Annotated in this window: 13 protein-coding genes; 1 reads left to right on the top strand and 12 read right to left on the bottom strand. The window is 66.1% G+C overall.

Translation table 11 applies throughout. The features are described from left to right. Window positions 1-164: 164 nt before the first annotated feature. The 4 genes from aspS to AC1DOX_RS14995 all read right to left on the bottom strand — a co-directional run bounded on the left by aspS (window position 165) and on the right by AC1DOX_RS14995 (window position 4,895). Window positions 165-1,973, bottom strand: coding sequence for an aspartate--tRNA ligase (gene aspS, locus AC1DOX_RS15010; protein ID WP_441618990.1), 1,809 nt, complete (start codon window positions 1,971-1,973; stop codon window positions 165-167). Window positions 1,974-2,016: 43 nt separating this feature from the next. Continuing rightward, window positions 2,017-2,745 (bottom strand): DUF502 domain-containing protein, encoded by a 729-nt coding sequence (locus tag AC1DOX_RS15005; protein WP_441619183.1) that lies wholly within the window; start codon window positions 2,743-2,745, stop codon window positions 2,017-2,019. 34 nt (window positions 2,746-2,779) lie between these two features. Further along, window positions 2,780-3,118 (bottom strand): FmdB family zinc ribbon protein, encoded by a 339-nt coding sequence (locus AC1DOX_RS15000; protein WP_477101433.1) that lies wholly within the window; start codon window positions 3,116-3,118, stop codon window positions 2,780-2,782. Between the two features lie 340 nt (window positions 3,119-3,458). Beyond that, window positions 3,459-4,895 carry a high affinity choline transporter 1 gene (locus tag AC1DOX_RS14995; protein WP_441623962.1) on the bottom strand — a complete coding sequence of 479 codons (1,437 nt, stop codon included), beginning with the start codon at window positions 4,893-4,895 and terminating at the stop codon, window positions 3,459-3,461. A gap of 405 nt (window positions 4,896-5,300) precedes the next feature. Between AC1DOX_RS14995 and AC1DOX_RS14990 the strand changes: the two genes are divergently transcribed. After that, window positions 5,301-5,897 carry a hypothetical protein gene (locus AC1DOX_RS14990; RefSeq protein WP_441623960.1) on the top strand — a complete coding sequence of 199 codons (597 nt, stop codon included), beginning with the start codon at window positions 5,301-5,303 and terminating at the stop codon, window positions 5,895-5,897. A 16-nt stretch (window positions 5,898-5,913) separates the two neighbouring features. Here AC1DOX_RS14990 and AC1DOX_RS14985 read toward each other — a convergent pair whose 3' ends face one another. The 8 genes from AC1DOX_RS14985 to AC1DOX_RS14950 form a co-directional block, all read right to left on the bottom strand. Beyond that, entirely contained in the window at window positions 5,914-6,537 is a 624-nt protein-coding gene (locus AC1DOX_RS14985; RefSeq protein WP_441623958.1) for a methyltransferase domain-containing protein, read from the bottom strand. A 6-nt stretch (window positions 6,538-6,543) separates the two neighbouring features. Beyond that, window positions 6,544-8,121, bottom strand: coding sequence for a ubiquinone biosynthesis regulatory protein kinase UbiB (ubiB, locus tag AC1DOX_RS14980; RefSeq protein ID WP_441623956.1), 1,578 nt, complete (start codon window positions 8,119-8,121; stop codon window positions 6,544-6,546). 70 nt (window positions 8,122-8,191) lie between these two features. Further along, a complete protein-coding gene (locus AC1DOX_RS14975) occupies window positions 8,192-8,875 on the bottom strand; it encodes a ubiquinone biosynthesis accessory factor UbiJ (protein ID WP_441623954.1) in 684 nt (227 codons plus the stop codon). A 112-nt stretch (window positions 8,876-8,987) separates the two neighbouring features. Continuing rightward, entirely contained in the window at window positions 8,988-9,989 is a 1,002-nt protein-coding gene (locus tag AC1DOX_RS14970) for a Tim44 domain-containing protein (protein ID WP_441623952.1), read from the bottom strand. Between the two features lie 51 nt (window positions 9,990-10,040). Beyond that, a complete protein-coding gene (gene ubiE, locus AC1DOX_RS14965; protein ID WP_441623950.1) occupies window positions 10,041-10,772 on the bottom strand; it encodes a bifunctional demethylmenaquinone methyltransferase/2-methoxy-6-polyprenyl-1,4-benzoquinol methylase UbiE in 732 nt (243 codons plus the stop codon). Window positions 10,773-10,795: 23 nt separating this feature from the next. Continuing rightward, on the bottom strand, window positions 10,796-11,212 hold the full coding sequence (locus tag AC1DOX_RS14960; RefSeq protein WP_441623948.1) for a gamma-butyrobetaine hydroxylase family protein: 417 nt from the start codon (window positions 11,210-11,212) through the stop codon (window positions 10,796-10,798). 64 nt (window positions 11,213-11,276) lie between these two features. Further along, window positions 11,277-13,196, bottom strand: coding sequence for an ABC transporter ATP-binding protein/permease (locus tag AC1DOX_RS14955; RefSeq protein WP_441623946.1), 1,920 nt, complete (start codon window positions 13,194-13,196; stop codon window positions 11,277-11,279). 151 nt (window positions 13,197-13,347) lie between these two features. Beyond that, window positions 13,348-13,782, bottom strand: a complete 435-nt coding sequence (locus AC1DOX_RS14950) for an HIT family protein (protein WP_092135883.1) — start codon at window positions 13,780-13,782, stop codon at window positions 13,348-13,350. Window positions 13,783-13,786: the final 4 nt, after the last annotated feature.

The raw sequence follows: 13,786 nt of genomic DNA, 5'->3' as shown, positions 1-13,786 counted from the left end.
AGTGTGCCCGCATCACGCGCATCAGGAGGAGACCTTGGGCAATCGGGCTTCGTTCCGAGTCGTAACAAATGGAAACGCATCCTTGCTCAGGCAACAAGAAAGCCGCGCATCGGCGCGGCTTTCTTGCGGCGACAGCGGACTGCCGACTGTGACTGGGCCGGTCCTCAGGCCGTGGTCTTCGGCTCCTGCGCACGCAGGCGGATATGCAGCTCGCGCAGTTGCTTCTCGTCGACCGAGCTCGGGGCTTGCGTCAACAGGTCCTGTGCGCGCTGGGTCTTCGGGAAGGCAATCACGTCGCGGATCGAATCGGCACCGGCCATCATCGTGACGATACGGTCCAGGCCGAAGGCCAGGCCGCCGTGCGGGGGCGCGCCGTACTGCAGCGCGTCCAGCAGGTAGCCGAACTTCGCACGGGCTTCTTCCTCGCCAATGTTCAGGGCGCGGAACACCTTGCTCTGCACGTCTTCACGGTAGATACGCACCGAGCCGCCGCCCATTTCCCAGCCATTGAGAACCATGTCATAGGCCTTGGCGATGCACTTGCCCGGATCGGTTTCCAGGTATTGCAGATGCTCGTCCTTCGGGCTCGTGAACGGGTGGTGCATCGCGACCCAGCGGGCATCTTCCTCGTCGTACTCGAACATCGGGAAGTCGATCACCCACAGCGGCTTCCACACGTCCTCGAACAGGCCGTTGGCCTTGCCGAAATCGGAATGGCCGATCTTCAGGCGCAGGCCGCCGATGGCGTCGTTGACCACCTTGGCCTTGTCCGCACCGAAGAAAATGATGTCGCCGTCCTGAGCGCCAGTGCGCTTCAGGATCTCGGCGATCGCCGCGTCGTGCAGGTTCTTCACGATCGGCGATTGCAGGCCGTCACGGCCCTTGGCCACTTCGTTGACCTTGATCCAGGCCAGGCCCTTGGCGCCGTAGATCGCCACGAACTGGGTGTAGGCATCGATCTCGCCGCGCGAAATCGCACCGCCGCCCGGCACGCGCAAGCCGACCACGCGGCCGTTGTCGCTGTTGGCGGGGCCCGAGAACACCTTGAAGTCGACGTCCTTCATCACGTCGGTCAGCTCGGTGAACTCCAGCTTCACGCGCAGATCCGGCTTGTCCGAGCCGAAGCGGGCCATGGCCTCGCGGAACTCCATTACCGGGAACTTGGCGTCCAGGTCCACGTCGATGGCGTTCTTGAACACGGTGCGCATCATGCCTTCGAACAGGTCACGGATTTCCTGTTCGGTCAGGAACGACGTCTCGCAGTCGATCTGCGTGAATTCGGGCTGGCGGTCGGCGCGCAGGTCCTCGTCGCGGAAGCACTTGGTGATCTGGTAGTAGCGGTCGAAGCCCGAGACCATCAGCATCTGCTTGAAGATCTGCGGCGACTGCGGCAGCGCGAAGAAGTGGCCCGGGTTCACGCGGGACGGCACCAGGTAGTCGCGCGCGCCTTCGGGCGTGCTCTTGCCCAGCATCGGCGTTTCGATGTCGATGAAGCCCTGGGCGTCCAGGAACTTGCGCACTTCCATGGCCACCTTGTAGCGCAGGCGCAGGTTGTACTGCATCTGCGGACGGCGCAGGTCCAGCACGCGGTGCGTGAGGCGCGTGGTCTCGGACAGGTTGTCGTCGTCCAGCTGGAACGGCGGCGTGACCGACGGGTTCAGCACGGTCAGCTCATGGCACAGCACCTCGATCTTGCCCGAGGTCAGGTTGGCGTTCTCGGTGCCGGCAGGACGGGGGCGCACCTTGCCGGTAATGCGGATGCAGAACTCGTTGCGGATTTCCTCGGCCGCCTTGAACATCTCCGGGCGGTCCGGATCGCACACCACCTGCACCAGGCCCTCGCGGTCACGCAGGTCGACGAAGATCACGCCGCCGTGGTCGCGCCGGCGCTGCACCCAGCCGGTCAGGGCCACTTCCTGGCCGATCAGTTGTTCGGTCACCAGACCGCAGTAGTGAGTACGCATGGAGGACATAGGAGAGATTCCCGGTAATGCGCGGCCGCGATGCGGCCCGCGCTCAATTGGTATGGGTGGGATCGGTGGCCGCGACCGCTTCGTCGTCGCCGGCCTCGCCGGCCACGGCCGCAGGGGCCACCGCATCCGCCGGACGGCTCGCGATGCCGTTCTTGCGGGGCAGTTCCGTCGGCGCCACCACCCCCATCGAGACGATGTACTTGAGGGCGGCGTCGACAGTCATGTCGAGTTCGATGGTGTCGGCCTTGGGCATCATCAGGAAGAAGCCCGAAGTCGGATTCGGCGTGGTCGGCACGTAGACGCTGACGTATTCGCCTTGCAGGTGGTTCTGCACGTCTCCGCCAGGGCGGCCGGTCAGGAACGCGATCGTCCAGGAACCCTCGCGCGGATACTGCACCAGCAGCGCCTTGCGGAAAGCGTTGCCGGACGAGGACAGCAGCGTGTCCGACACCTGCTTCACGCTGGTGTAGATCGGGCCCACCACGGGGATGCGTCCGAGCAGGGCTTCCCACCAGCGCACCAGGCGCTGGCCGATGAAGTTATGGGCGAGTACGCCCACCACCAGGATGAACAGCAGTGTGAGGATGGCGCCCAGGCCCGGAATGCGGCGCCCGAACAGGTTCTCGGGCTGCCAGGCCACCGGCAGCAGGGCCATGCTCTGGTCCATCGTGCCGATGATCAGGTTGAGCACCCACAGCGTGATGCCCAGCGGCACCAGCACGAGCAGACCGGTCAGGAACCAGGTCTTGAGGGCGGAGGTCTTCTTGACCACGACGGTTTTCTTGGCGACCACGACGTGTCCGGGTTCAGTGGCAGGCGCAGGAGCCAGCGCAGCCCCCGGCAGCCGGAGCCGCGGCGGCGGTGCTGCCGCCAGTCGACTCGCCAGCCGATGCCGTCGAGGACGTTGCGGCCGTCGCTGCCGCGCCGCCGGCCGTGGCCGGAGCGCTGGTGCCGCCGCTGCCGCCACGGAAATCCGTGACATACCAGCCCGAGCCCTTGAGCTGGAAGCCGGCGGCGGTCAGTTGTTTCTTGAAGGTCCCGGCAGCGCCGCAGGATGGGCAGTCCGTGAGCGGGGCATCGCTCATCTTCTGCAGCACATCGCGCCCGTGGCCGCAGGCGTCGCAACGGTAGGCATAGATCGGCATCGTGGTTCTTTCGCGGAAATCTGGATCGGAAAAACTAAAGGTGGCAGCGCCGGCACCATTTGCAATGGCAGCCATGGCAAAAACGCGGAAGCAACCCGCACGGCGATGCAAAGCCTCGGATTATAAACTGTCGGCGGCCCGACCATCGCCGGGAAAAGATGCCAATCCGAGGCGCATACGCCTCTTGAATGCTTCCCGGACGGCGATTGGAGCGTCTCCGGGTGCGAGTTGGCTGTCGCGCGCCCTGTTTTGCCGTCGCACAGCGACGCCGCGGGACGAGAGTTCCAGTGCCTCGGATCGGGTTCCTGCCTGCGCGCCGGACCAGCCGACGCGCCACAAGTTAAGCAATATGCACTTCCCGGACACCAGGCCGATCGCTGATCCATTGCGGCATCAGCGATCCCACGACCATGCCGCCAATCGAGAAGAGCAGCCCCACCATCTGCGGCGGCACCGTCGCGTCGGCGAATGTCACCTCGCACGTCAGCCATGACGCCAGGCCCAGCAGGATCGCGGCCAGTCCGCCCTGGCGGGTGGCCGGCTTCCAGAACATGCCAAAGGCCAGCGGCACAAACGACGACACCAGCGTCACCTTGTAGGCGTTCTCGACCATGTGGAAGATCGACAGATGCGAGTTCAGTGCGAACAACGTCACCAACGTCGTGAATACCAGCACCACACACTGCATCACGCGCAGGAACTGCTTGTCGCTCAGGTGTCGGAAATAAGGGCGCAGGATGTTCTCGGCAAAGGTCACGGACGGCGCCAGCAGCGTGGCCGAGGCGCAACTCTTGATGGCCGACAGCAGCGCCCCGAAGAACATCACCTGCGCGAACATCGGCGCGTGGGTCAGGATGAGCTGCGGCAGGATCAGCTGGGAATCCGCGTTGATGTATTTCTCCACCATCGTCGGGTCGATCATCGTGGCCGAGTAGGCCAGGAACATCGGGATGAAAGCGAAGAAGAAGTACAGCACGCCGCCCAGAACCGAGGCGCGGCCGGCAATCTGCTCCGTGCGTGACGAGGTGACGCGCTGGAACACGTCCTGCTGGGGGATCGAGCCCAGCATCATCGTGAACAGCGCCGCCGCAAAGCCAATGATCTGCACGAGGTCCAGCGACGGCAGGAATTCGAACTTGCCGGCCGCCGCCGCATGCGACACCACGGCCGCCACGCCGCCGGCCTGCCCGCTGACCTCGTAGCCGATGTAGAGCATGCCGACCACGATGATGATCATCTGGATGAAGTCGGTCACGGCCACCGACCACATGCCACCGAACAGCGTATAGACCAGCACGCTGGCTGCGCCGATCATCATGCCGGCGTCCTGCGACAGCGCGCCGTCGGACACCGTATAGAACACCAGGCCCAGCGCCTTGATCTGCGCGGCCACCCAGCCAAGGTACGACACCACGATACATAGCGTGGTCAGCACTTCGGCCAGCCGTCCGTAGCGGTTGTGATAGTAGTCGCCGATCGTGAGCAGGTTCATCCGGTACAGCGGCCGGGCGAAGAACAATCCCACGAGGATCAGGCAGAGGGAGGAACCAAAGGGATCGGACACCACGCCCGACAACCCTTCCTTGAGGAATACGGCCGGAATGCCCAGCACGGTCTCGGAGCCGAACCACGTGGCGAACACCGTGGCGGTGACGATATAGAACGGGAGGCTGCGTCCGGCGACGGCGAAGTCTGCGGTGCCCTTGACGCGCAGCGCCGCCCACAGGCCGATACCGACCGAGATAACCCAATAGACGATGACGAACCAGATCAGCATGCCGCTGCCCTATCCCAGAAATGCCCTGGTGGCGAAAAACCGAAAGCCGGCCGGGTGCGCCGCAACCTGAGCGGCCGGCACCAGCCGGAGTCCAATTCATCGGTCGGGGCCGCGGGCGCCCGGGGCGGGCAAATGCGGTCGTAGCCGAATCAAAACGCGGATTATAGCGACGCAGACCTTCGTGGGAGAAAAAAATTCCCGGACGCAGGCATTTCCCCACATCGGTGCATCGCCGAGGTCACCGGAGGCGCGCCCCTTGTTGCGCGGGCGCCGAAACCGCCGGTTACACGGCTTACAAACCTCCGGTCGGCGGGCATCCGGCCTCCCGCATTAGTGCAGGCAGGCCACCGCCGTCTTGCCTGCGGCGGGCGGCCCGAACGCAAACCCACAACGGAGGAATCCACCATGACGCGTACCCCCCTGCTGCTCGCCGGCCTGATGGCCGCCGCCCTGTCCGGCATTGCCAGCGCCCAGACCGGCGCGGTCACCCATGAAGTGCAACGCGACGTGAACCAGCAGCAGCGCATCGAGAATGGCCTGAAGTCCGGCGCGCTGACCACGAAGGAAGCCTCCAGCCTGGAAAAGCAGACCGCCAAGGTCGACCGGATGGAAGCGAACGCCATGAAAAATGGCTCGGTGTCGCCGCAGGAGCAGGCCCGGATCCAGAATGCACAGAACCGCGTGGGCCAGGACATCGCCCGCGACACCCATAACGGCAGGACCGGCAATCCGGACAGCGCATCGTCGCAGAGGATGCAGGCCGATGTGCAGCGCAACATCAACCAGGAAACGCGGATTCGCAACGGGGTGCAGAACGGCTCGCTGACTAACCGGGAGACGGCGCGGCTGGAGCGCGGCCAGGCGCACGTGGATCGCACGGAGGCACGTGCCGGCCGCAACGGCCATGTCGGCGCGGGCGAGCAGCGCGCCATCGATCGGACGGAGAACCACGCCAGCGGCGGCATTTACCGCGACAAGCACAACGGCCGCCAGCGTGGCTAAGGGAGGGAGCGGCGCCTCAGGCCCGACGACGGCGCCAGACCTGCCAGCGCTCTTGCCCGGTGGTGAACACCGGCAGGGGCGCTGCGGAAGGACGATCCTCGATTAGCTCGAAGGCCGGCGACAGCAAGGCGTTGAGATCCGATTCCGGCGTCGCGAACGGCGGACCGCCACGGGCATCGCCAATGAAGAAGTAGCCGGACAGCAGACCGCCCGGCGGCAGCAGCGCCGCCACCCGCGCGCCGTAGGATTCGCGCAGAGCCGGCGGCAGCGCGCACAGGAACGCGCGCTCGTAGATCAGCGTGCAAGGCGGCTCCGGCGTGAAGGCGAAGAAATCCGCCTCCTGCACCACCGCCCCCGCCGGCCCGAGTGCACGGCGCGCCGAGGCCACCGCCTCGGCGGAGAAATCGATTGCCGTCACCGGCCAGCCCCGCTCGGCCAGCCAACCGGCTTCCCAGCCATTCCCGCAACCCGGAACCAGCGTCGGGCACGGCGCCATCATCTGAGCAAACGCCTGAAATTCCGCCGGCACGCCGCGCGCATCCCAGGGGGTGAAGTTGCGGGCAAAGCGTTCGTCCCAGAATGCGGCATCGGCGGCATTGCGGGTTTCAAACACTGGCCTGGAATCCTCGGTGGCGCTCATCGTCCGTTACCAGTAGCCCGCCCAGGCCAGCGCCTGCACGAGCACGATGCCCGCCAGGAAGCCGCCGACCAGCAGCAGCGCCGTGGACAGCCGGCGATTGGTCCGCCGCTGTTCGACGACGAGCTGCGCCAGCAGCCGCTCCTGCTCACCGTTGTTCTGCATGGCGCGGTTTTCCAGGAACTGGTGCGCCAGGCGCGGAAAATCCGGCAGCATCTTGGCCCACTGCGGGGCTTCCACCTTGATACGCTCCCACGCGCCCTGCCAGCCCACCTGCTCGTACATCCAGCGTTCCAGGAACGGCTTGGCGGTTTTCCAGAGGTCGAGTTCGGGGTCGAGCTGACGGCCCAGCCCTTCGATATTGAGCAGCGTCTTCTGCAGCAGCACCAGCTGCGGCTGGATTTCCACGTTGAAGCGGCGCGACGTCTGGAACAGCCGCATCAGCACCATGCCCAGCGAGATCTCGCGCAGCGGCTTGTCGAAATAGGGCTCGCAGCACGCGCGCACCGCGGATTCCAGTTCTTCCACCCGCGTCTCGCGCGGCACCCAGCCGGATTCCACGTGCAGCAGCGCCACACGGTGATAGTCGCGGCGGAAGAACGCGATGAAGTTCTGCGCCAGGTAATTCTTGTCGAACTCGGACAGCGCGCCGACGATGCCGAAATCCAGCGCGATATAGCGCCCGAACGTCTCCGGCCGGATCGACACCAGGATGTTGCCGGGGTGCATGTCCGCGTGGAAGAAGCCATCGCGAAATACCTGCGTGAAGAAGATCTCCACCCCCTCCTCGGCCAGCTGGTGCATGTCCACGCCGGCGGCCTTGAGCGATTCCGTGCGCGAGATCGGAATGCCATGCATGCGTTCCATCACGAACACGCTGCTCGTGCACCAGTCCCAGAACACCTCGGGCACCAGCAGGAGGTTGCTGTCCGCGAAATTCCGGCGCAGCTGGCTGGCGTTGGCCGCCTCGATCATCAGGTCCAGTTCGTCGTGCAGGTACTTGTCGAACTCGGCCACCACCTCGCGAGGCTTCAGGCGGCGGCCATCCACCCAGACGCGCTCCAGCCATGTGGCCATGTCGCGCATCAGCGCGAGGTCGCTGTCGATCACCGGCAACATGCCGGGGCGCAGCACCTTCACCGCCACCTCGCGGCCATGGTTCGATCCGCCGCGCAGCGTGGCAAAGTGCACCTGGGCGATCGACGCGCTGGCCACGGGCTGGTGCTCGAAGTTCTCGAACAGTTGCGCAAGCGGGCGGCCCAGCGACTTCTCGATGATCTTCACGGCCACCACCGAATCGAACGGCGGCACCTGGTCCTGCAACTTGGCGAGTTCGTCGGCAATGTCCGGCGGCATCAGATCGCGACGCGTGGACAGCACCTGGCCGAACTTCACGAAAATCGGGCCCAGCGCGGTCAGCGCCATGCGCAGGCGTTCGCCGCGCGGCTGCTCGAGCTTGCGTCCGATGGTGATGACACGTACCAGGAACTTGATGCGCCGGCTCTTGAAGCCGGACAGGACGAGTTCATCGAGCCCGTAGTACAGGACGACGAAGATGATCTTGCAGAGACGCAGGAGGCGGGTCATGCGGGGTCTTCAGAAAGCGGAGCCGCGCGGCGCGGCAACGGGAAGCAACATGGCGAAGGCGTTGGCGGGATCAGCGGTGGGCGGATGGCAGCGCGCCCGGACTACCGGTGGCCGGCGATTGCCGCTCCAGCCGCTCCAGCCGCTCCAGCCGCTTTTCCAGCCGCGCCAGGTCGTCGCGCAGGCGAGCCACGTCGGCGCCAAACCCATCCAGCGCCGCGTGGCGCACCAGGGTCGGCTGTTCGTCGAGCAAATATTCGGTCACGTTGTCGAGCAACGCACGGCCCACGCGCGTGGCGCCTTCGTGCACCTGACGGGCGCCGTCGACCACGCGCTGGGCCACGCTGTCGCTGACCGGGCCGCCCATGACGCCGCGCAGCGCGCGCGACAGGTCTTCGGCGGCGTCCCAGCGCAGGTTGCGAGCCAGCGTGGAGACGACGTTGGCCAGTTCGGCATCGCCCTCGATCCGGACATGGCGCATCGCCGCAGCCTGGCCGCCTTCCGCCACATCGGCCACCACCAGTGGCCATTGCTGCAGCGGCACGATCAGCGTCACGGCGGCGCCATCTGCCGCAGGGGCCTGTTCGATGCCGCCCTGCTCCGTCACCTTCAGCGACAGCGCGAAGGCTGCCGCGTCAAAGCGGATCACGCGGCCAGCAAAGGGCGCCAGCAGGCTGCAGGCCCAGGGCTCCTGTTCAATCAGGTGGTTCAGCGCGGCGACGATCGGCGAGGCCAGCGAGGTAGGCAGAGCGTTCATGGCGTCCGGATTGCGGGGATCATGCCCAATAAAAAAGGCCCACGCACGCGTGGGCCTCCATTCTAAGCTACTCGCCCGCCGCATCACCTGATGCGGGCAGGCGCCGCCATGCTCAGGACTCCTGCTGGATGCCGGCCAGCAGCCAGCCGCCGGTACCCGACGTGGCCTTGGCGAGGTTCCAGACTTCCCCAAACGGCTGGGCCGGATCGCCCGCGCGCTCGCGGATCATGCCCGAGAAGCGCACGCTTGCGATATGCTGGGCCGCCGTCGACTCGATACCGAGCAGTTGCGCATCCAGCGTGACGACGTCGGTCTTGTTGACCTCGGCGCCCCGTTCGGACAGGTCCATCTTGATCTCGGCGAACATTTCCGGGGTGGTGAATTCCCGGATATCGTCGAGGTTGCCGGCATCCCACGCGGCCTGCAGGCGGACGTAGTGAACCTTGGCGTTACGCAGGAAGGATTCGGTGTCGAAGTCCGCCGGCACACCCCAAGGCTGCGGAGCCGCTGCCACACCGGCCGCCCCGGCCGCAGCGCCGGCCATGACCGGCGCCGACGACGCGCCACCGTAAGACGCCGGTTGCGCCGGCTCGGGCTCGCGCAGTGTCGGCTCGGCGCTGCGCGGCATGCCGCCGCCCAGTCCGTTGTTGCCCATGCCGGCGTAGGCCGGTTGCTGCGGGCGGGCGCTGCCGCCACGGAACTTGCGGAACAGCCACAGCGCCAGCAGGGCGATGGCCGCGATCATGATCACGTTGGCCAGGAAGCTGGCGGCTGCGCCGCCCAGGCCGAAGTGCGACAGCAGGTAGCCGAGACCCAGGCCGGCCGCCAGGCCACCCAGCATGCCGCCCCAGTTACGCTTGGGCGCCGCGGCGGCGGCACCGCCGGCGGCAGCACCAGTCGTGGCGGGCGCTGCCTGATTGGGCTGCTGAGCCGGTTGCTGCTGGGCTGGCGCATTCTGCGCCGGTGCCTGCTGGCGTTGCTGCGTCACGCTGGACGACTGCTTGCCAACGCTGCGCGAGCCGCCCAGCCGTTTGGCATTGGCGTCCAGCGCGACCCCGAGGGCCAGCGTCGCAATCAGCGACATGGCCAGGAATTTTCCACGTAAAGAAGACATATTCTGTGATCCCCTGTCATTTCCAGCCCATCGAGGGCCGGACATGGCGAATTAGTACTTTCTCCCGACGTGGAGCGCCACCACTCCGGCCGTCAGATTGAAGTATTCGACCTTCTCGAGCCCGGCTTGTTCCATCATGCGGACAAGTGAACCCTGGTCTGGGTGCATTCTGATCGATTCCGCGAGATAGCGATAGCTAGGGGCATCCCCGGCCACACGCTCGCCCAGCCAGGGCAGGACCTTGAAAGAATAGACGTCATACGCCTTTTCCAGGGGTTTCCAGACCTTGGAAAACTCCAGGACCATGACCTTGCCGCCCGGTTTCAGCACCCGGCGCATCTCGGCCAGCGCCGCATCCTTGTGGGTCATGTTGCGCAGGCCGAACGCCACCGTGACAAGGTCGAAGTAGTTGTCCGGGAAGGGAATTCTCTCCGCGTCGCAAAGCGCCACCGGAGTGGGGACGCCCTTGTCCAGCAGGCGGTCGCGCCCTACCCGCAACATGGATTCGTTGATGTCGGTCAGCCAGACCTCGCCCGTCGGACCGGCCTGCTTCGCGAACGCCTTGGCCAGGTCGCCCGTGCCGCCGGCGATATCCAGCACTTTCTGGCCCGGCCGCACATTGGCCTGGGCAATCGTGAACATCTTCCAGAGCCGGTGCATGCCACCGGACATCAGGTCGTTCATCACATCGTATTTGCTCGCCACCGAATGGAAGACGCCCGCAACCTTGCCGGCCTTCTCCGCTTCGTCGACTTTCTCGAACCCGAAGTGGGTTTCGCTCATCTTTCGGACTCCAGATTCAGAAATCAGTGGTGATGGCCACAGGCGTGGCCGCCGGCGGCGATCATGGGCGTGTCGCGGTCCACGCCGGCGGCTTCCAGCCGCTTGAGGTAATCGGCCCAGAGCGCGTCCTGCTGGTCGCCCAGGCGGTACAGCAGCTCCCACGAGTAAATGCCCGTGTCGTGGCCGTCGTCAAAGCGGATCAGAATCGCGTAGTTGCCCACGGGTTCCACGGCCGCGATGCCGACGTCGCGCTTGCCGGTCTGCAGCGTTTCCTGGCCCGGGCCGTGGCCCTGAACCTCGGCGGAAGGCGAAAACACGCGCAGCAGCTCAAACGGCAGGCGCCACGTGCGGCCGTTGTCGAAGCCGATTTCCAGCACGCGAGACTGCGTGTGGACGGTCAGCGCGGTGGGGTGAGGGGTATCTTTTTCCAGGCCAGCCATGATGGTGGGGACGGCGCCGCGCCGTGGCCCCGCCCGCAAGGCGAGCCAAGCCGCGACGGCGCCGTCACGCGTCTTGTACGACCCGATAGCTTACTCCACCGCCCCCGCCTTGCCCATCCCGCGGCCCGGCACCGCTTTCGTCGCGACCGCCGCCATCGACGGGGAGGTAGCGCAGGCGCCGGTCGTGGAACGCGGCGACGGTGCTGCGGTGGGCGATGCTGATGATCGCCGCCGTGGGCATGGTGTCGACCACCAGCTTGTACATGGCGCCTTCGGTCTCCTCATCCAGCGCGCTGGTGGCCTCGTCCAAGAACAGGTAGTCGGGCTTCTGCAGCAATGCGCGGGCGAAGGCCAGCCGCTGCTGCTCGCCGGGCGACAGCCGCAGCGACCAGTTATCGAAGACGTCGAGCTGCTTCGTGAGCATGCCCAGCCGGGCCTGGCGCAGCACATGCTCCAGGGTCTCGCACGAGTGGGCGTTGCCGGCGTCCGGGTAGGAAAGCGCGTCGGCCAGCGTCCCGATCGGCAGATAGCTGCGCTGCGGCAGGAACATCAGGCGTTTCTCAGGCACGGTGATGCGGCCGCTGCCGTACGGCCAGATCCCCGCCAGTGCGCGGAACAGCACGCTCTTGCCGCAGCCGGACGGTCCGTTGACAAGCCAGCGTTCGCCGGGCGCGATCGAGAGCGAGAACGGCGCGACCAGCGGCCGCTGCCCGGGGTGACGCTCCGTATCGACCCCACCATCGTCCTGGCTGGCCCCGCCGCGCACCGGCAGCGCCAGCTCCAGACCGGCAATGGTGATGCCGTTCAGCGCGCGGTCCACGCCATCGGCCTGCACTACCTCGATATCGCCCGGGCCTTCGTGCGCCAGGTCCTGGCGCTCGGCCACGCGCATGGCTTCCTGGAAGTCGATCAGACGGTTGGCGGCGGCCTTCCAGCCCACCAGCGTGGCGTAGCTGTCCACGAACCAGGACAAGGCGCCCTGCACCTGGCCGAACGCCGAGTTGATCTGCATGAGGCCGCCCAGCGTGAGCTTGCCCGAGAAGTAGCGCGGCGCGGCCACCAGCAGCGGGAAGATGATCGCGAACTGCCCGTAGCCGGAATTCACGAAGGTCAGGCGCCGCGTATAGCGCATCAGCTGGTTCCAGTTGGCCCGGATGCGTTCGAATCGCGCGCGCAGCCCGGCCTGCTCGGTCGGCTCACCGCGATACAGCGCCACGGGCTCGCTGTTTTCGCGCAAGCGCACGAGCATGAAACGGAAATTTGCTTCGTATTGCTCCTGCTGGAACGACAGGCCGATCAGCGGGCGCCCGACGAAGTGGGCAATCAGCGAGCCCACCACGGCGTACCCCACCGCGAACCAGACCATATAGCCCGGAATCGTCAGGTCGGTGCCGCCCAGCGCAAAGCTGATCGGGCCGGAGACGACCCACAGAATGCCGATGAACGACACCAGCGTCACCACGGAGTTGAGCAACCCCATCGACAGCGTCAGCGCGCCGTCGGTGAACTGCCGCAGGTCGTCGGCCAGCCGCTGGTCGGGGTTGTCCGTGGTGTGGGTCTGTTCGATCCGGTAGTAGGCCTGGTGCCCGAGCCAGCGCTGCATGAAGGTGCCGGTCATCCACGTCCGCCAGCGCATCTGCAGCATCATCTGGTAGTACTGGCGCGAGATCGCCAGCACGATGAAGCAGGCCGCGATCCACGAGAACCGCAGCAGCAGCGCCTTGAACGAGACAAAATCGCGCTGCTCCAGCGCGTTGTAGAACACCCGGTTCCACTCGGTCAGCAGCACGTTGATGTAGACGATGCCCAGGTTCAGGGCGATCACCAGGAACAGCAGCCCGAGCCCGGCCTTGCGGTCCTCGGACTTCCAATAGGGCTTGATCAGCGCCCAGGTGGCACCCAGGCGCAGCCGGCTCTGGATCTTGAGGGCCTCGGCCGGGACGGCCGGACCCGGCACGGTGACGGAAGACGGTGTGGAAGACATGGCGCCAGCGGTTTGGCCCGCCACGCTTTTTTGGCCGGCGAGCCGTGTTGTTGTTCGACGGGTGTCAGACGCACCGCCGCATCGGCGGGTTCCGTATCAGACTGCAACCGCACATTACCCAAGGTCGCGTACGGGCGCTACGGGATTGCGATCAGCTGGAGGTTTCGAGCGCGGAAAGTGCCGTGCGCAGCGCCGGCAGCCGGCTGGCCAGCTCGCCCAGGCGCACCGGATCCTCCGCTCGCCGGGGCGCGGCCCAGATGGCTTCCGGGAAGTGGGTGTCCCAGCGGTAGCGTGGAATGATGTGCCAGTGCAGGTGCGGCACCATATTGCCGAACGCGGCCAGGTTGACCTTGTCCGGGTCCATGACCTCGCGCACCAGGCGCTCGACCCGCGCGACCAGGCGCATCAGCCAGGCCTGGTCGGCATCGTCGAGGTCGGTCAGCTCGGCCAAATGGTCGTTCCAGACCACGCGGCAGAAACCGGGAAAGCGGTCATGCTCGACCAGGATCACGCGGGCGCGATCCCCCATCCAGACGAGTTCGCCGCCGTCGGTTTCGCACAGTGGGCAATTCGGCTCGCGGGTCATGGCG

The sequence above is a fragment of the Cupriavidus sp. 01L415 genome, from assembly GCF_056400065.1.
This window is presented reverse-complemented; position numbering and strand designations above follow the sequence as displayed.